Origin of the sequence: Streptomyces silvisoli (assembly GCF_029269905.1) — a bacterium.
Classification (GTDB): domain Bacteria; phylum Actinomycetota; class Actinomycetes; order Streptomycetales; family Streptomycetaceae; genus Streptantibioticus_A; species Streptantibioticus_A silvisoli_A.
Map to the genome: position 1 here is coordinate 15,006 of NZ_JARJBC010000019.1, position 17,878 is coordinate 32,883.

General features: G+C 69.0%; 14 protein-coding genes and 1 pseudogene. 8 read left to right on the forward strand and 7 right to left on the reverse strand.

The window, feature by feature from the left end:
* The first annotated feature begins 218 nt into the window (after positions 1 to 218).
* From P3G67_RS25905 to P3G67_RS25940, 8 genes are all read left to right on the forward strand, one after another.
* Positions 219 to 1,706, forward strand: coding sequence for an AAA family ATPase (locus tag P3G67_RS25905; RefSeq protein ID WP_276095655.1), 1,488 nt, complete (start codon positions 219 to 221; stop codon positions 1,704 to 1,706).
* Between the two features lie 217 nt (positions 1,707 to 1,923).
* Positions 1,924 to 3,753 carry an acetate--CoA ligase gene (acsA, locus tag P3G67_RS25910; protein WP_276095656.1) on the forward strand — a complete coding sequence of 610 codons (1,830 nt, stop codon included), beginning with the start codon at positions 1,924 to 1,926 and terminating at the stop codon, positions 3,751 to 3,753.
* Positions 3,750 to 4,775, forward strand: a complete 1,026-nt coding sequence (gene pdhA, locus P3G67_RS25915; RefSeq protein ID WP_276095657.1) for a pyruvate dehydrogenase (acetyl-transferring) E1 component subunit alpha — start codon at positions 3,750 to 3,752, stop codon at positions 4,773 to 4,775. Before acsA ends, pdhA begins: the two co-directional genes overlap by 4 nt.
* Positions 4,772 to 5,773 carry an alpha-ketoacid dehydrogenase subunit beta gene (locus P3G67_RS25920; protein ID WP_276095658.1) on the forward strand — a complete coding sequence of 334 codons (1,002 nt, stop codon included), beginning with the start codon at positions 4,772 to 4,774 and terminating at the stop codon, positions 5,771 to 5,773. The genes pdhA and P3G67_RS25920 overlap by 4 nt, the downstream gene beginning before the upstream one ends.
* Before the next feature lies 1 nt (position 5,774).
* On the forward strand, positions 5,775 to 7,085 hold the full coding sequence (locus tag P3G67_RS25925) for a dihydrolipoamide acetyltransferase family protein (protein WP_276095659.1): 1,311 nt from the start codon (positions 5,775 to 5,777) through the stop codon (positions 7,083 to 7,085).
* Positions 7,082 to 7,327 carry an acyl carrier protein gene (locus P3G67_RS25930; RefSeq protein WP_276095660.1) on the forward strand — a complete coding sequence of 82 codons (246 nt, stop codon included), beginning with the start codon at positions 7,082 to 7,084 and terminating at the stop codon, positions 7,325 to 7,327. Before P3G67_RS25925 ends, P3G67_RS25930 begins: the two co-directional genes overlap by 4 nt.
* 25 nt (positions 7,328 to 7,352) lie before the next feature.
* Positions 7,353 to 7,808: a CBS domain-containing protein gene (locus P3G67_RS25935; RefSeq protein ID WP_276095661.1), complete on the forward strand. Its 456-nt coding sequence runs from the start codon at positions 7,353 to 7,355 to the stop codon at positions 7,806 to 7,808.
* A 358-nt stretch (positions 7,809 to 8,166) separates the two neighbouring features.
* On the forward strand, positions 8,167 to 9,003 hold the full coding sequence (locus P3G67_RS25940) for a universal stress protein (RefSeq protein ID WP_276095662.1): 837 nt from the start codon (positions 8,167 to 8,169) through the stop codon (positions 9,001 to 9,003).
* A 108-nt stretch (positions 9,004 to 9,111) separates the two neighbouring features.
* Here the strand turns inward: P3G67_RS25940 and P3G67_RS25945 are convergent.
* The 7 genes and pseudogenes from P3G67_RS25945 to P3G67_RS25975 form a co-directional block, all read right to left on the reverse strand.
* Positions 9,112 to 9,498: pseudogene (locus P3G67_RS25945) on the reverse strand (Acg family FMN-binding oxidoreductase); the annotation flags it as partial.
* A gap of 30 nt (positions 9,499 to 9,528) precedes the next feature.
* Positions 9,529 to 10,521, reverse strand: a complete 993-nt coding sequence (locus P3G67_RS25950; protein WP_276095663.1) for a helix-turn-helix domain-containing protein — start codon at positions 10,519 to 10,521, stop codon at positions 9,529 to 9,531.
* Positions 10,522 to 10,527: 6 nt separating this feature from the next.
* Positions 10,528 to 10,878, reverse strand: coding sequence for a hypothetical protein (locus tag P3G67_RS25955; protein ID WP_276095664.1), 351 nt, complete (start codon positions 10,876 to 10,878; stop codon positions 10,528 to 10,530).
* 534 nt (positions 10,879 to 11,412) lie between these two features.
* Positions 11,413 to 12,075, reverse strand: a complete 663-nt coding sequence (locus tag P3G67_RS25960; RefSeq protein ID WP_276095665.1) for a DUF5825 family protein — start codon at positions 12,073 to 12,075, stop codon at positions 11,413 to 11,415.
* Positions 12,076 to 12,147: 72 nt separating this feature from the next.
* Entirely contained in the window at positions 12,148 to 14,049 is a 1,902-nt protein-coding gene (locus tag P3G67_RS25965) for a RiPP maturation radical SAM C-methyltransferase (protein WP_276095666.1), read from the reverse strand.
* A gap of 271 nt (positions 14,050 to 14,320) precedes the next feature.
* Positions 14,321 to 16,117 carry a S9 family peptidase gene (locus P3G67_RS25970; protein ID WP_276095667.1) on the reverse strand — a complete coding sequence of 599 codons (1,797 nt, stop codon included), beginning with the start codon at positions 16,115 to 16,117 and terminating at the stop codon, positions 14,321 to 14,323.
* The gene (locus P3G67_RS25975) at positions 16,114 to 17,469 is read right to left on the reverse strand and encodes an MFS transporter (protein ID WP_276095668.1); all 1,356 of its coding nucleotides are present in this window, start codon (positions 17,467 to 17,469) and stop codon (positions 16,114 to 16,116) included. Before P3G67_RS25975 ends, P3G67_RS25970 begins: the two co-directional genes overlap by 4 nt.
* Between the last annotated feature and the right edge of the window lie 409 nt (positions 17,470 to 17,878).

The window sequence follows — 17,878 nt, forward strand, 5'->3', positions numbered from 1 at the left end:
TGGGCGATGACATGTGCGTCCGCGCTCGCCAGGCGCGTTTCGGTACTCGCGGCACGGGAGTTTCCGCGTCCAAGAAGCGCACCGGTGCTCCGCCGGAGATCCCGTTCACGCAGATGCCGGGGCTTCCGTCACGCCGCTGCGACCGCGGCGCGGCGGGGCCGCCGGGCTGAGAACCCCAGGAGGAGACGAACAGCGCTACCGGACGATGGGAGCGACCCATGACCGCATCCGATGCTGTCACCTGTGCCAAGCCAAGGGCGATCTTCGACCGTGAGGCCGAGTGGAGCGAACTGGTGGCCTTCGCGAACGACCCTCGCGAAGAGCCGACACTGGGCATTGTCACCGGGCGGCGCAGGCAGGGCAAGACGTACCTGCTGCAGGCGCTGGCCAAGGTGATGGGTGGCTTCTACTTCGCCGCTCAGGAAGCCGCCGAGGCGGATTCCCTGCGCCGCCTTTCCGATGAGTTCGCCCAGTACACCCAGGCACCGCACCCGGTCGGTTGGCAGCGCTGGGAAGAAGCCGTCGACGCACTGCTGGCGCTGGGTGACGAAAGTCCGCTACCGGTGGTCGTCGACCAGTTCCCCACCCTCGTCCAGCAGAGCCCTGCACTGCCGTCCGTCATCCACGCCGCCTACCGTCGGCTGCGCGATGGACGGCGGCGCAACCGCACTCGGCTGCTGTTGTCCGGCAGTGCCATGTCCGTAATGCACAGGTTGTTCAGCGGTCCCTCGCCGCTGCACGGGCTGGCCGGGCTGGATCTGGTGGTGCGCCCGCTGGACTTCCGGCAGGCCGCTACGTTCTGGGGCATCGGTGACCCCCGCCTCGCGCTCCTGGTGCATGCGGTCGTGGGCGGCACGCCCGCGTACCGCGGCGATTACGTCTGCGACGACACCCCGGACGACCCGCGCGACTTCGACGCCTGGCTGTGCAGAACCCTCCTGAATCCCCGTATGCCGATCTTCCGGGAGGCGTCTCATCTGCTTGAGGAGGAGGCCGACCACCTCGACCGTGCGATGTGCCACTCGGTGCTGGCCGCCATCGCCTCCGGTTGCTCGACCCGGGGTGAGGTCGCCCAGTGCCTACACCACCAGTTGACCGACGTGACCCGCGCCTTGACGCTGCTGCACGATCACGACCTGCTTGTGATGGAACGGGACGCGTTCCGGCCGTCCCTGGTCCGATACCGCATCACTGAGCCGCTGCTTGCCTTCGACCACGCCGTCGTACGGCCGAACCGCTCCGCACTGGAGCAGGAGGAGGCGGCCAGCGTGTGGCGGCGGGCGCGCGCCGTCTTCGACTCGGCGGTGCTGGCCCCGCACTTCGCGCAGGTGTGCCGGGAGTGGGCGGTCAACTTCGCCGCTCCGGCCACCTTCGGGGCGACACCGAACGTCGCGGAGCACGGCTCACTGCCCGAACCGGCCAAGCGCGCCTGCCATGAAGCCGAGGTGGTGGTATGCGGGAGGATCGGCAGTCGTCCTGATGTGCTGCTGTCCGTGGGGCTGGCACGTTGGAACGACGTCATGGAGATCAGCCACCTGGAGCGGATCCGCCACATCCTGGACGTCCTCGCAGACCGCGGCGAGGACATCAACCGCGCCAAACCGGCCTGCTACAGCGGCGCCGGATTCGCCCCCGAGCTGCGAGCGGCGCAGGCACGCGGCGAGGTGATGCTGGTCGGCCTCGACCAGTTGTACGCAGGCGCATAGCGACCGAGGTACCGCACGGCGTACGACGTCCCGGCGTGCTCGGCGACCGTGCCCGTGTGATCCTGGCCTCGACGGGTGGGCCTGCCTTCAGGAGGGCCCCTTGGTCCGGTCGGGGACGTTCGTCCGGTCGGGGACGTTCGGTCCCTACACGGACCTGCGGACGCGGTTGATCCTTGGCGGTGAGAGGGCGATCGCGTCCGCCGGGAGGAGTCGTGCCATGGCGGAGAAGGTCATCCGCAAGCGGTCGAGCCCGACTGGGCGGCCGAATCTTCGTGACTACGAGCGGGAGTGCGCGCGGTTCGACTGGGGAAAGGCCAGCGAGCAGCTTTCTGGCCTGCCTGGTGGTGCCGGGCTGAACATCGCTCACGAGGCGGTTGACCGGCATGTGGCCCAGGGCCGTGGTGGGCATGTGGCGCTGCGGTGCGTCCGCCGGGAGGGCGGTGCTACCTCGGTCAGCTATCTCGACCTTGCCCGGTGGACGAACCAGTTCGCAGGCGTCCTGCGACGCCTTGGTGTGGAGCGGGAAGAACGGGTCTTCACCCTGCTCGGCCGGTGCCCCGAGCTGTACGTCACGGCGTTGGGGACGCTGAAGAACCTGAGTGTGTTCTGTCCGTTGTTCTCCGCCTTCGGCCCGGAGCCGGTCGAGCAGCGGCTACGCCTTGGTGACGCGCGGGTGCTGGTGACCACCGAGGCGCTGTACCGGCGCAAGGTCGCGGCGAGCCGTGACGGGCTGCCACAGCTGGAGCACGTGTTGATCGTCGGCCCCCGCGCCGCCGACCTGCCCGGCACGATGGGCTTCGAGCAGATGGTGGACGCAGCGCCGCAGACCTTCACCATCCCGCCGACCGACCCGGAGGCGATGGCGCTGCTGCACTTCACCAGCGGCACCACCGGTACCCCCAAGGGCGCCGTGCACGTTCACCAAGCCGTGGTCGCGCACCATGTCACCGCTGGGTACGCGCTGGACCTGCATCCGGACGACGTGTACTGGTGCACCGCCGACCCGGGCTGGGTCACAGGCACCTCGTACGGCATCATCGCGCCGCTCACCCACGGGGTCACGGTCGTGGTCGACGAGGGGGACTTCGACACGCGCAGGTGGTACCGGATCCTCGCCGACGAGCGGGTGAGCGTCTGGTACACCGCGCCGACCGCGGTGCGCATGCTGATGCGGGCCACTCCGCGTGGTGGCCCGTACGATCTGCCGCGCTCCTTCGACCTGTCGGCGCTGCGGTTCATCGCCTCGGTCGGCGAGCCGTTGAACCCGCAGGCCGTGGTGTGGGGCGACGAGGTGCTGGGACTGCCCGTCCACGACAACTGGTGGCAGACCGAGACCGGTTGCATCATGATCGCGAACTTCGCGGCCTGCGACATCCGGCCGGGCTCGATGGGCCGTCCGCTACCGGGGGTGAAGGCGGCCGTCCTCCAACAGGGACCGGACGGTCGGGCCGCGGTGGTCGACGGGAAGGTGACCGTCGTCGAACGACCAGGAGTCGACGGTGAGTTGGCGCTGCGCCCGGGCTGGCCGTCGATGTTCCGCGGCTATCTACACGACAGGCAACGGTACGACGCGAGCTTCGCCGACGGCTGGTACCTCACCGGCGACCTGGTGCGCGAGGACGCCGATGGCTACTTCTGGTTCGTGGGGCGCGCGGACGACGTCATCAAGTCGGCCGGCCACCTGATCGGGCCGTTCGAGGTGGAGAGCGCCCTGATGGAACACCCCGCCGTGGCAGAGGCCGGGGTGATCGGGAAGCCGGACGAGGTGGCCGGCACCATCGTCAAGGCGTTCGTCTCCCTCAAGCCTGGCCACGTCGCCGACGGCGCCCTGGAAAACGAACTGCTGGCATTCGCCCGGCGCAGGCTCGGACCCGCCGTCGCACCCCGGGAGATTGCCTTCGACCAGAACCTGCCCAAGACCCGCAGCGGCAAGGTGATGCGCCGTTTGCTGAGGGCACGTGAACTCGGCCTGCCCGAAGGCGACATCTCCACCCTGGAGACCGCAGGGCTGGTGGGTAGCGGAGCGGAGAGCGAGGGATCACGATGAGCCCGCAGCACACTCGCAAGGCCGCGCCGAAGCGCCGCGCCGACCACGGCGACGCCGTCCGTCACCACGTCGAACTGCTCCACGAGATGCTGCGCATCCGCCGGTTCGAGGAACGCTGCGTCGAGTTGTACAGCGCCTCCGTCATCCGTGGCTTCGTCCACCTGTACATCGGCGAGGAGGCGGTCGCCGTAGGGGTCAACCAGGCGCTGACCGAAGACGACGCCGTGGTCGCCACCTACCGTGAGCACGGACACGCGCTGGCCCGTGGGCTCCCGGCCGAGGCGGTGATGGCCGAGATGTACGGCAAGGTCACCGGTTGCAGTCGGGGCCGAGGTGGCTCCATGCACATGTTCGACGCGTCCCGGCGGTTCTACGGCGGCAGCGCCATCGTCGGCGGCGGACTGCCCCTCGCGCTCGGTCTGGCCCTCGCCGACCGGATGCGCGGCCGGTCCAGGGTGACCTGCTGCTTCTTCGGCGACGGCGCGTTCGCGGAAGGCGAGTTCCACGAGACGGCCAACCTGGCCGCCCTCTGGCATCTGCCGCTGTTGCTGGCGTGTGAGAACAACCTCTATGCCATGGGCACCGCCCTGCGACGTGAACACGCCCAGACCGATCTGGCGCTTCGCGCCGCGTCCTACGGCATGGCCTCCTGGGCGGTCGACGGCATGGACGTACTCGCCGTGGAACGCGCCGCCCAACAGGCCGTCACCAGCATACGAGCCGGTGCCGGGCCGCTCTTCCTGGAGCTGCGCACCTACCGGTTCCGTGCCCACTCGATGTACGACCCGGACCGCTACCGCTCCAAGGAGGAGATCGAGAAGTGGAGGGCGCGCGACCCGATCCCTGCGCTGACGCAGCGCATGCGCGACGACGGGGAGCTCGACGACGCGGCTCTGGCCGACCTGGAGAACCAGGTGACGGCGGAGATCGAAAAGGCGGTGCGGGCCGCCGAAGACGCGCCAGGGGAACCGGTCGAGGACCTACTGCGCTTCGTCACCAGCCCTGCGGGGGAGGCCGGATGACGCGCACCAGCACTGCAGAGGTGACCGCCACGACCACGTACCGCGAAGCGATGCGGGAGGCGATGCGGGAGGCGATGCGCGCCGATGACCGCGTCTTCCTGATGGGCGAGGATGTGGGCCGCTACGGCGGGGCCTTCGGCGTCAGCCTCGGTCTGCTGGAGGAGTTCGGACCGGAGCGGGTCCGGGACACACCATTGTCGGAGTCGGCCTTCGTCGGCGCTGGCATCGGCGCCGCCCTCGCCGGACTGCGGCCGATCGTCGAGGTCATGACGGTCAACTTCAGCCTGCTGGCCCTCGACCAGATAGTGAACAACGCGGCCACCTTGCTCCACATGTCGGGCGGTCAGCTCGCCGTACCGCTGGTGATCCGCATGACCACCGGAGCCGGGCGGCAACTGGCCGCACAGCACTCGCACAGCCTGGAAGGCTGGTACGCGCACATCCCCGGTATCCGGGTCCTGGCACCCGCGACCATCGAGGACGCCCGCCAGATGCTCGCCCCGGCACTGGCCGACCCCGATCCAGTGATCATCTTCGAGCACGGCTCGCTCTACAACGCCTCCGGCCCGTCCGCGCAAGAGGCCCGGCCGGCGGACCTCGCCACCGCCGCGGTACGGCGGCAGGGCACCGACATCTCGCTGATCACCTACGGTGGCAGCCTGCCCAAAACCCTCGACGCGGCCGAGCGGTTGGCAGCCGACGGCATCGCCGCCGAAGTGCTCGACCTGCGCACCCTGCGTCCGCTCGACCAGAACGCGATCGTGGCGACGGTGAGCCACACCCACCGCGCGGTCGTCATCGACGAGGCGTGGCGCACCGGCAGCCTCGCCGCCGAGATTTCGGCCCGGATCATGGAGGGCGCCTTCTATGAGCTGGACGCCCCGGTGGAGCGGGTGTGCGGGGCCGAGCTGCCGATTCCCTACGCCCACCACTTGGAGCAAGCCGCCCTACCGCAGACCGAGGACATCGTCGCCGCGGCGCACCGGGCGGTGGATTGACGTGCCGGACTTCACCATGCCGTCACTCGGCGCAGACATGGAGGAAGGAACCCTCCTGGAATGGCTGGTGCGGCCGGGCGACACGGTGCGCAAGGGCGATGTGGTCGCCGTTGTCGAGACGACGAAGTCCACCATCGAGGTCGAGTGCTTCGGCTCCGGCACGGTGGAACGACTCCTCGTCGAGCCCGGCACCACCGTTCCGGTCGGAACACCGCTCGCCACCATCGCGACCGGGGCAGAGGCCCGACCACCAGGACCCGTACGGAAGCCCGCCAAGGCGCCGAAGGCGCAGGCCCCCGTACAGGCGGCCGACCAGGTGCACTCACCTCTCGTCCGGCACCTGGCCGCGGCGCAGGGCGTGGACCTCACAGCCGTTCACGGCACGGGTCCCGGCGGCTCGATCACCCGCGCCGATGTGGACCACGCGGCGCAGGCGCGGTCTCGGATCCGCGCCACGCCCTTGGCCCGGCGACTCGCCGACGTGCTCGGTGTCGACCCGCGACGGGTGATGGGCAGTGGGGCGGGCGGCACCGTACGCGCCGACGACGTCCGCAAGGCAGCGCGCGCCAAGACAACCCAGCCGACCACCTCGACGGCCGAGCCTGGGCCCGTCAGCCCCGCGGCACAGGTCAGCACCGGCGCCGAACGCGCGGCAGCCATGCGGCGCGCCATCGGTGACCTGATGAGCCGGTCCAAGCGCGAGATCCCGCACTACTACCTGTCCACCACCATCGACCTCATGGCCGCCGACGCCTGGATGCGCGACCACAACCGCCGCGCCGATGTGGCCGGCCGGCTCATCCCCACCGCCTTGCTGTTGAAGGCGACGGCTCTGGCCGCCCGCGAGGTGCCCCAGCTCAACGGCTTCTGGCAGGACGGCCACTTCGTCCTGGCATCTGCTGTCCACCTCGGAGTTGCCGTGGCCCTGCGGGGCGGCGGACTCGTCGCTCCGGCGCTGCACGACGCGGACACCATGGCCCTGGCCGACCTCATGGCCCGGCTGAAGGACCTTACGTCCCGTGCCCGTAGCGGGCGACTTCGCTCCTCTGAGACCTCGGACCCGACGCTCACCGTGACCAGCCTGGGCGATCAGGGAGTTGAAGCCGTCTTCGGCGTCATCTACCCGCCGCAGGTCGCCCTGGTCGGTTTCGGCAGGGTCGTGACACGGCCGTGCGCGGTAAACGGACTGATCGGAGCCCGCCCCACCGTCACCGCCACCCTGTCCGCCGACCACCGGGCCAGCGACGGCGCCATCGGCGCCCGCTTCCTGGCCGCTGTGGACCGCCTCCTACAGCAACCGGAGACGCTATGACCCGTGACGAAGCCCTCGCACTCGTCAAGGAGTCGATCGCCCGCATCGTGCCCGATGTCGAATTCGACACCCTCGCCATGGACGACAAGTTCCGCGATGTCCTGGAACTCGACTCCTTGGACTTCCTCCGGCTGGTCGAGATGTTGAGCGAACGCACCGGCTACCGCATCGAAGAGGACGACTATCCGGCCCTGACCACCCTCGCCGACGCGGCGGACTTTCTCGCCGCCCATGCCCCGTGAACCGTTGAAAGGACCGGTCACCCTGATGCAGATCCGATACGCGATGACCTCACCTCCTGCCAGCGTTCCCCCGGCAGCGTCGCTTGAGGACGCGGCACGGCACATGGCTGCCGCGGGGGTCGGCGCACTGCCGGTCGTCGACGGCGATGAGGTGATCGGCATGGTCACCGACCGTGACCTGGTCGTGCGGGCGATGGCCTACGGGCTTTCCTCGCACAGCAAAGTAGAAATGGTCATGTCCACCGACCCGGTCACCGTGGACGCCAGCACCCCCCTCACAGCCGCCCTCCACGCCATGCGGTCCATCGAGGCCCGCCACCTTCCCGTGGTGGCCAAAGGCCGCCTGGTGGGCATGGTCTCCTTCGACGACCTGTTCTGGTACCTGTCCCGTCAACTCGCGGACCTCGCAGCCATCGTCGACGCCTCTCGCAAGGCCCCTCGCCCCCTTCACGAATCGACGCGCACACCCAGCGGAGACTGATCGGCACGGGCAGCCGACATCGCGGAACGGGGAAGCGGTCAGGCCCATGGAGTGCGCTGGACGGGGCGCACGACCCTCACCGGGCAGATCGCCACACGCCTTTCGCACCGTCGGGTGGCTGCGACAGGGCCGGAGGGCCCGCAAACAGCCGATGCCCAGCGCACTGGCGCGGTGGGCGGCCCCGATCGCGGCGCTCGGCCCGGCGGTGGCCATTCGGCGCGGTGGACATCCGACGTGCGCTGGCGGCGCATCTGCCGGACGGTAGAGGAAGGACAGCACCAGTCCGCAGGCGGCGGCTGACAGCGATGGACCGCCGGAGTCCCCGTTGACGGCAAGCAACACATGATCAGGAGGGCTGATGGCTGATCCGATCGTCGTTGGAGTCGACGGCTCGGGGCGGAGTCTGCGTGCCCTGACATGGGCGGCCCACGAGGCCACCCTGCATCACCGCGCACTGCGGATCGTCCACGTCCTGCCTCGTGAACACGAATACGGGGTCTCCCGGGCAGGCCGTGACTGGCTGGAGCACCACAGTGATCAGGGCATCGTGGACGAGGCCACCGCGATCGCCCAGGAGGCCCATCCCGACCTGGAGGTGACCTCCGACTTGCCCATGGGTGTGCCGGCAGCCGTTCTGCTGTCCGAGGCCGAGCACGCGCACATGATCGTGCTCGGTGCCAAGGGCCTCGGTGGTTTTGGAAGCCTGCTGCTGGGCTCGGTCGCCCAGCAGGTCGTGGGCCACTCCGCGAGCCCCGTGGTCATCGTCAACCACGTCACCATGGGCCACCGCCGCATCGTCGTCGGCGCTGACGGCTCGCCACACTCGCTGGCAGCCTTGGCTTATGCCTTCCAGGAGGCCTCCCTGCGCGGCGCGCAGTTGCACGTCCTGCATGCCTGGAGCGGACCGGGAACTCCCGCGGTGACCAGCTCGGACAAGGCAGCCGAGGAGCAGCAACGCGCCATGGCGGAGTGGCTGGCACCGCTGCGCAAGGAGCATCCAGGTGTGGAGGTGCTGGAGGATCTGACCGGGGAATCCCCGGTTCCCGCCCTGGCCCGGGCCTCCGACCGGGCCGACCTCATGGTCGTCGGTTCCCGAGGCCGTGGCGGTTTCCACGGACTCGCCCTGGGCTCGGTCAGTCACGCTCTCCTGCAGTTCTCCCAGTGCCCCCTCGCGGTCGTCCGCCCACGGACTTGACCGACGGCTCGCACCGACATGGCAGTGCTGTGCGGGCGATCGGACGCAAGGCCTGCACCTGGGCCTATGGGTGTCCCGGATGCCGTCCGGCAGCGGGGATGATCACCGCTAGTCCTCGATGACCAGGACCTCCCGCACGGGCCTGCGCGGCACCGTGGGGCCCTTTGGGCCGTACCCCAGGCGCAGCATCGTCTGGACGCACCCCGTCCCCGACACCGGATCTCGTAGAGGCCATCGCAGGTCGGGCCATTCGAGGGCCTCGGTGGAGAACGAGGCGGCCAGCCCCTCCAGCGTGGCCAGGAGCAGGACGCGCTCCATGGCCTGACCCGCGCGCAGCCAGTCCCGGGGCCGGTCGCCGTCAGTGCTCAGCAGGGCCAGGTGGGGTTCGTTCTCGAAGGGAGCGGATCCGAAGTCGGCGGTCGGCCTGCCGCCGGAGAAGTCGCGCATGGGCGCCCTGCCCCCGCGCTTCCGCGGCCCGAACGCGTAGTCCGGCACTGCGCCTGCCGAAAACCTCATCCATGCAGTTCAAGCGGCATGGTGGAACTCGTGGATGACTCCGCTGACGCGGTCTCTCCGGCGTATGTTCATGTGGGAGGCCTGTCCGGAGTCGAGCGGTTCGGGGACGGCGCGTAGTGGTGCTGCCTGGTTCATCGCTTGGTGGGGCCGGTGGGCGTTGTGATGCAGTTCGAACTGACGGAGGATGTGGTGCAGGTGGCGCTCGTTCCAGACCAAGGTGCGGTCTAGGAACTCGTGGCGACAGGAAAACTTCGCGTCTCGATCCCGGATCAGGTACGTGACGGTGACGTGGGCGTCCTCCAGGTCCATGACCAGATTCCGGGCAGCCTGGGCGACCCGGTTCGCATTCGGATGTGTGGTGGTGCCGAGGATCCTGATGCGGCGGGTGGCGTGCTCGATGACCGCGAGGATGTACTGGCGCTGGCCGGTCAGGGTGACGGTTTCGATGAAGTCGCAGGCCAGGAGGGCGTCGGCCTGGGAGCGCAGGAAGCCGGCCCACGTGGTGGCGGCCCGGTCGGGCGCGGGGTCGATGCCTTCGGCTTGGAGGATCTCCCAGACGGTGGAGGCGGCGACTTTGATGCCGAGGGTGGCGAGTTCGCCGTGCACCCTGCGGTAGCTCCACGATGGGTTCTCGTGGACCAGGCGCAGGATCAGGATGCGGATCGAGCGAAGGGTGGGCGGGCGGCCTGGCCGTTTCGTCCTGCAGGTGCGGGCGTGGCGCTGCTTGCTCACGTCCCGGTGCCATCGCAGCACGGTGTCTGGCCGTACCAGCAATCGGAGCCGGCGCAGGACCTGGCGCGGCAGAGGCACCAACAGAGCGGCGAGGAAGGCCTGGTCTTCCGGACGGAACTTCAGCCGATCCGCGCCGAGTTGCCGCTCAAGGACCGTGATCTGGTGCCGCAGGGCGAGAATCTCCGCGTCCTTGGCGCGGTCGCTCATCGGTAGCAGCCGCAGCGCGGCGAACGCGTTGGTGACGGCCAGGTAGGCGAGACGAAGCAACACGAGTGCTCATCCTGCCGCGACCGCCCTGCAAGCGCCGGAGCTGGGCGGATGACATTCTCGGCAGGCGCAGTGGCGGCGGGCGGTCACGTCCCGGTGCCATCGAAGAACGGTGTCTGGCCGTACCAGCAAGCGCATTTGGTGCAGCGCGTGTGTGGGCATCCGGTGCAGTAGGGCTGCTAGAAAGGCTCGGTCGCTCGCCTCGAACCGTACGCGCTGTCCGCTCAGCTGCCGCTCCAGCACGGTGATCTGATGGCGCAGTGTGAGGATCTCCGTATCCTTGTCGCGGTCGCGCATCGGCAGCAGTCGCGGAATCGCGAACGCGTTTGTCACACCCAGATAGGCCAATCGCAGCAGCACGGCTGATCATCATTCCGGGGCAATCGCCAGTCTCGCCAGAGCACCGACCCGGCGACACGGTCGACACCCCGCGAATCCTTGCTCAACGGCCCTCACCAGGGCGGATGAGGTTATCGGCAAGGGCAATCCCGCACACCGTGCGGCGGCGTGTCTGTGCGATCAGCCCCGTCACCAGCACACAGAACGTTCGGAACGTCGGCGCCGTGAAGCAGGAACGGCAGACAGCCAACACAGCCGTCAAAGACGGCGGTATCGTTCCCTCAGGAAGCATCGGCGGATCACTCTCAACCAGGGTGAAACAGTCACCGCCGATGCTTCTGTCCTTACGTCACATCCTGCGCGGAGAACGACCAAGCTCACCCGATCAGGCAGCTGGACATACGCGCGTTCACACGCCTCCCGATCGCGATAAGTGCGAACCACGAGGGATCTGGGTCCTTGCCCTCCTCGGGCGGCCCACCGGGCACGCGCACTTGTTCAACACCTTCGGTGCGATGCCCGGACTGGATTCGGCCACAACGGGAACGAGGACCGTCAGATCACCATCGGTGCTTGAGGCCATCGCCGCACCCGGTAGGGCGCCCACCAGATGTGGTCGCCGAACCGCACCGCCAACTCCTCGGTGACGAAGTCGTCCACCACGTCCTGAGGGAGTGCGGCGGCTGGGGCGCCGTCGGCGAGCGCCGCGATCGTCTCCTGGTACACGGGCTCGTCGATGATGAACCGGCGCAGCTCACCGAAGCGCCGGTCCCGTACCTGCACGAAACCCGGCCCCTGCCGATGGACGCACTTGCAGATGTAGTAGCCGTTGCGCCAGGTCCGCAGTGCCTCTTGCGACTCCGGTACGTCCAACAGCGCGGTCGGCGGATGCAGATGGTTCAGCCTGGCCCAGGAACCGGAGCCGGGCCCTGGGCGGACCTGCCAGTCCACGGCGATCGCGAGGCTCGTCAGATCACCGACGAAGCTCAAGGCGCGTACGGTCCAGCGGGTGTCCGCGGCGTCCGTCAGGTCCACCGGCCGTGGCAGCGCCACTTTGCGGGCACCCGCCTCGAACAGCTTGCGGGCGGCTTGTCCGCCCGCGCCGTCGACCTCGATGTCGCCGAGGCACATGCCGGGCAACTCGCTCGCGGTGGTGTCGTGGTCGCGCCACGCCCTGACTGTGAAGGGGTACGCGGACAGGGCGGTGGCTGCGGTCATCGTGTTCTCCTTGAGCGGGGGAGGGGTGCCGGGCCCGCGGCTGGCGGTGGCCGCCGGTGGGCGGAGTGGCTGTCAGACGGTCGCTGACGCCAGTTCGTCGGCGGAGGGCCGGCGCAGGGCGTGCATCCGCAGCAGCTCCTCGTTGACCGCGGGCACGGCGACATGGACAACCTGGCCACCGTTTTCGAAGACGAGCCCGCGTTCGCGCCAGCCACGCAGCAGTTCGCTCACCTGTGTGTGGTCCACTGCGTTGCCGTGTGCGTCCCGCAGCTTGCGCACTGCGGCGGCCACGCTGTGCGGCTGGTCGAGCAGGCGGAACAGGGCCATTTCGACCGGCTGGTTCAGTTCCAGCACATGCCAGTCGAAGGCGCGCCTCCTGCTGACCAGAAGGATCCGGTCCTCCAGGTCGCAGTAGGTGAGCCGACTGCGGGCGTAGGACTGCTTCCATTGCCGGATCGCGGAGTTGAGCCGTTCGACGACCTTTTCCCCCACACCGCGCGGCGGTACGTCGAAGACATAGGCCAGGTCGAACATCTCGGCGTCGGGCAGGTCGTAGGTGAGCCGGTAGGGCTCGGCGGGGCGCAGCTCGCAGAAGCCGAGGTCCGGGTTGTTGAAGTACGGGCTGAAGCGTTCGATGGCGATCCGGGCCGACTCCTCCACCGGAGGGTTGAGGTGCTCCAACGCGGGGAGCTGAACGGTCACTTCGTCGTAGTCCTCGGCGGCCTCCCCCGGGAAGCCGTGCAGATAGTTCCAGACCACCGACAGGCCGGCGGCCGCGCCGTCCCGCATCATCCGCACGTTCTGGCAGCCGGTGACACCCTTGTCCATCAGGCCCAGAACTCTGCTGCTCAGGCTCTCGACGCCCGGCTGGACGTAGATCAGACCCGCGTCGGCGAGGGTCTGCAACTGGCCGCGCCGCATGTTCGACTTGATCTCGTAGTGCATTCGCAGATCGAATCCGCTGTCGACGATGCGCGGCAGCAGCGAGGTCACGTATCCCATGTCGAGGATGTTGTCGACGACATACATGTCGAGGACATGGTAGGTGCGGGCGAGCCCGACGATTTCCTCGAAGAACGCGCTCGGATTCTTGCTGCGGAACTGCATGAACGAACCGTTCAACCCGCAGAAGGTGCAGTGGTGCTTCTCGCCCCACCAGCAGCCGCGGGCGCCCTCGACGACAAGCTTCGGCTCGACCCAGCTGCGCGCGGCGGACGTCGCCAGTCGCTCGAAGTAGCCGCTGTAGTCGGGGGAGAGGATCGCCGCAGGGGGCAGCGGGGTGGTGCTCATGGGATTGGCCACCGACGCGCTGCTCGGGTCCCGCCAGCACAGACCGGGAACGGTGGCGAAGTCCCGGCCGCCGCCCAGGGATTCGAGCAGCCCGGGAAACGACTCCTCACCCTCACCGCGTACGACGTAATCCACGAACGGGAAGTTCCGGTGGACGGCCTCGCCCTGCTTGCCGTCGCAATTGGCCCCACCCATAACGGTCACAATGCGCGGCGCCAGCCGTTTGACGCACTTGGCGGCAGCCAGCGCGGCGGTGTTCTGCTGGAAAGTGGAGGTGAACCCCACGACATCGGGGGCGTGTGCCACGATGCGTTCCGCGATGTGTTCGATGAAATCCGGGGCCATTTCGTGCAGTTGGGTGGTCATTCTCATACGCGCCGAAGGCAGCCGGTCGTTCATGCTCGACGTGAACTCCGCCACCCGCCACTGCCGGTCGTCGTACAGCGCCGAGGAGAAGACCCAGTCACCACAGCCGAGAAAGTAGGAGGCAAGGGAGTAGTACCCGTAGTCGGTAAGGGAGAACTCGGTCCGCTTCGTTATCCAGTCCACGAAATCTATATCGGCGTGCAGGACCTCCGCCGCACCGCCGGGTACGTGCTCGTCGACGCTGCGCTTGAGAATGCCCAGGGCCAGGGAGGGCAGATCGATCGGAGCCCAGGGCATGTTCACCAGGAGTATGCGCACAGGCTGGCCTCTCTCATGGGAACGGTGGTGTCACTGCGGGCGGGGGGCTTTGGAGACGGCGGGGGACAGGGCCGACCCGGCCGGGCGGCGCGGGCCGGCCCCGGATGCCGCTACTCCTCGTCCTGCTCTTCGGCGTTGCGGAACCGGACGACTACGCCGACGCCGACGCTCCGGTTCTCCTCGGCGCCCTCCAACGGGTCGTCGTGGAAGATTTCCTTCTGCATCACCTGCACCTCCTTCCTTCATCGGGGGATGCCGCGGTTCGCCCGGCTCAATGTGCGGCCGAGACGTCTGGGGCCGGGGCGGGGGCGGGCCTGAGCGCCCGGCCGAGGAAGCGCAATGAGCGCTCCAGGACGGCCACGTGCTCGGCGCCGTCATAGCCGTCATGGCCCGAATCCAGCCACAGCAGCTCATGGGGAATACCGCCCTCGCGCAGTACGGCGAGATACGCCTCGATCTGCTCGGGCGGGCACTTGGCGTCGTGCCGGGCGGCCACGAGCAGGAGCGGCGATCGGATCGCCCGCGCGTAGGTTGAGGGCGAGGCATGCCGGTAGTGCTCGGGCACTTGCTCCGGCGTACCGCCGAACAAGGTGGTGTCCAAGAAGCGCAGCGCCGGGGTGGAGTGGCGGAACGCCGTCGCGTAGTCGGCGAGGGGTTTGACCGCGACGCCGGCGTCCCACAGGCCCGGGTGCGTGCCCAGGGCCAGCAGCACCAGATAGCCGCCCCAAGAGGTGCCGCTCAGGCCGATCGCGCCTTCCCGGCCGATCCCCTCGTTCAGCAGGTGGGCGCGAACCCGTACCAGGTCGGCGACCTGGGTATGGCCGACGCCTTCGGAGTAGGCCGAGCGCCAGTGGGGGCCGTAGCCGGTGGAACCGCGGTAGTTCACCCTGGCCACCGCGAACCCCGAGCCGACCAGCGACTGGACCATGGGGTCGTAGGCGTCGCGGGCGTGGTCGGCGGGGCCGCCGTGGACCAGCAGGACCAGCGGATGCGGCGGCTCCCGGTCGGCGGGCGTGGTGACCAGTGTGTGGACGGGGCCGTCCGGGCTCGGAGTCCACAGGTCCTGCCGGCGGCCGAAGGCGGGCAGCCGCCAGCCGTGCTGGCCGGGCAGGGATCTGCCGGACAAGCAGAGGGTACGCGGCGGGGTCACCGCGTCCGTCCAGATGAGGTGCAGGTCGCCGTCGGCGCGCGGCGCCGCGTCGAGGACCGTTCCCTCGGCGACCGGCACCGGCGTCACCGTACGGCGGATGAGGTCCGCCGTGAACAGGCGGCTTCGGCCGTGCCGGTCCTGGCGGAGGAGGACCCGTTCACCGTCCGGATACCAGCGCGCCGTGGTTTCCGTGTCCAGGGCGCACCAGGGGAACAACTCCAGTCCCGTCGCACGCCGCCAGGTTCCGAGGCGGTAGTGGCCGTCGTCCTCACACATCACTAGGAGCACAGGCTCCAGGCGTCTGCGGGGTGCGAAGCCGAGGCCCCAGATCCGCCTCGCGGCACCGGACAGTGTGGCGACGACCGCGCCGCCGGGGACCACGAGGGTGACCGCGTGCGCCGAGTGAGGAGGTCCGCAGATCGCCAGTAGATCGCCCCCGGGCGCGAGGTCGCCCAGGATGGCAGGCAGCCCAGTGCGCCACACCACTTCGCCCGGCTCGCCGCGCCTGCCCAGACGCACGGTCAGGCTGCTGGCGTCCGCAACGGCGACGGCGGCCTTCCCACGGTCCGTCAGGGCCAGGCCGCAGGGTCTTCCGGGCGGCATGTCGGGGAAGGCGGAGTTGTGCGGTCCGCCGGTGAAGTCCTGTACCCGCCAAACTCCCTGGCCGTGCTGGTCCGCGTCGAACCACCACACCGCGGCGTCGGCGTCGATGGCACACAGCAAGGTGCCCTGCGGACGGTCCGTCACCTGGCGGCTGACGCCGGTGGACCGGTCCCAGGCGAAGATCTCGCAGCGACCCTCGGCGTCTCCGGTGTACACCATCCGGTCGGGGTTCAGTGAGCACACCGCGGGAAGCACCGGCCGGTAGACGCCGTAGGTGCGGGTCGCCTTGGCGGCCGCTCGGGATGCGGAGGTCATGACGCCCTCTCCTGGGGGCCGGTCCGGGGAGCGGGTCTTCGCTCGCCCGCACCGAGCCGTAACAGACCGGCGCGGACGGTGGCGTAACCGGCGAGCGCGGTGAGTGCGACGGCGCAACCTAGGGCCACCGGGCGGCCGCCGAAGGCGGAGACGAGGAGTCCCGCGGCGGCAGGAGCGAGAGCGGCGACAGCCTGGCCGGCCGTCGCGAGGGCGGTGCCGGTACGGCCCTGCAACCGGTCGGGAGTGACGAGTACGGCCTTCGTCTGCAGGATGATCACCACGGAGGGCGCGGTGAACGACACCAGGCTCAGCAGCAGCCCGTACGTCCAGGTGCGCGTTGCGAAGGCCAGTGCCACGGCGATCGGCACCATGGTCCAGGAGGCGCCGGTCACGATGCGGCCGGGGGCGATCCGCCGGATGGCCAGGGGAGCGGCTAGCGCTCCCAGCAGGCCGCCGACACCGGCCAGCGTGAGGATCATTCCGATCGACGACGGACCGGCCCCTCGTGCGTGGGAGGTGAACACCGCGTGGAAGTACAAGGTGCTCAGTACGGCGTTGATCCCCGCAGTCCACACCATGACGAAGCGCAGGAACGGCTCGCGCTGGACGAAGCGGAGGCCCTCGGCGAAGTCGGTGCGAAACGATGCCGGGTGGTTCTCCGCAGGTTCGGGGCTCAGTTCGGTGCGGATGGCCCTGCTGAGCCCCGTGACGAGCAGAAAGGAGAGCGCGTCCGCGAGTAGCGGTAGCCAGCGGGCGAGTTGGCAGAGCAGTCCGGCAACGGTGGGACCGATGATCTGCACGGCCTCGTCTCGCGCTTCCAGTCGGCTCATCGCCAGCGGGTACCGCTCGGGCGGAACGATTCTGCGTACGGTGCCGTGGGCTGCCGCCGCATAGGCCGCGCTTGCCACCTGCTCCACCACGGCGACGGTGAGGAGGTGGATCAGCACGACATGGCCCAGCGCCACGGACGTGAAGGCAGAGCCCATGGCACCGGACGCCAGGAGTGCGGACCAGCACATCATCCGCTTGCGCGGCCAGCGGTCGGCGAGGACTCCGGCGAACGGCGCAACGGACAGACCGGTGGCCAAGCCCACCGTAGCCACAAGGCCGACGCGGGTGGCGGAGTATCCGGCCCCGAGCAGAATGAGGGGCAGGAAGAGCGAAGAGGCGCAAGTTCCCAGACCGTCAATGGCGCCCGCGAGCCAGAACAGTCGGAAATCCCTGTTTCCGGTGGCTCCGCAAACCGCGGCTGCCGGCGGTTCCAATTCTCCGTGGCGCTCCAGTGTTTCCCCGGACGGTAATCCGCCCGATTCGCCGGGGCATTGGATCTCTTTCCCTTCCGCCCCCGGCATCAACGGTGCCTGACGCCGACGGCCGAAATGGCCAAAGCGTTCATGAAGTACCCCGTCCCCAAGCCGATCGCGAGTCGCTCCAAGATTTTGATATCAACGACCACTGGGCGACGCGAGCGTATCCGAGCGCTCGTGCGGATCGCAATAGCCTGTGTGGCACTCGACCACAGATCTTTTTGCCCGGGCGCGTTCGGTGCCACCGAGCCCGGATCCGCTGATAATTGATCTGCCCGCGGCAGGACTTGGGAACACGACGCTCTTCGATCCGGGCTGATGGATTCGCGCAAGCCGCGTCCGGTAGATCGGGAGACTATCCACGGGATGCAGTCTGCCCCCGCCCCACTGCGGTCTTTGCCGTGTTCGACGAGCCGAATCCGATCAGACGCCTTCCCATGGCGTGGACGAGCGC

Coding starts and splice junctions, on each gene's coding strand:
- P3G67_RS25905 (WP_276095655.1), top strand. CDS start 219: ATGACCGCATCCGATGCTGTCACCTGTGCCAAGCCAAGGGCGATCTTC.
- acsA (WP_276095656.1), top strand. CDS start 1,924: ATGGCGGAGAAGGTCATCCGCAAGCGGTCGAGCCCGACTGGGCGGCCG.
- pdhA (WP_276095657.1), top strand. CDS start 3,750: ATGAGCCCGCAGCACACTCGCAAGGCCGCGCCGAAGCGCCGCGCCGAC.
- P3G67_RS25920 (WP_276095658.1), top strand. CDS start 4,772: ATGACGCGCACCAGCACTGCAGAGGTGACCGCCACGACCACGTACCGC.
- P3G67_RS25930 (WP_276095660.1), top strand. CDS start 7,082: ATGACCCGTGACGAAGCCCTCGCACTCGTCAAGGAGTCGATCGCCCGC.
- P3G67_RS25935 (WP_276095661.1), top strand. CDS start 7,353: ATGCAGATCCGATACGCGATGACCTCACCTCCTGCCAGCGTTCCCCCG.
- P3G67_RS25940 (WP_276095662.1), top strand. CDS start 8,167: ATGGCTGATCCGATCGTCGTTGGAGTCGACGGCTCGGGGCGGAGTCTG.
- P3G67_RS25960 (WP_276095665.1), bottom strand. CDS start 12,075: ATGACCGCAGCCACCGCCCTGTCCGCGTACCCCTTCACAGTCAGGGCG.
- P3G67_RS25970 (WP_276095667.1), bottom strand. CDS start 16,117: ATGACCTCCGCATCCCGAGCGGCCGCCAAGGCGACCCGCACCTACGGC.
- P3G67_RS25975 (WP_276095668.1), bottom strand. CDS start 17,469: ATGCCGGGGGCGGAAGGGAAAGAGATCCAATGCCCCGGCGAATCGGGC.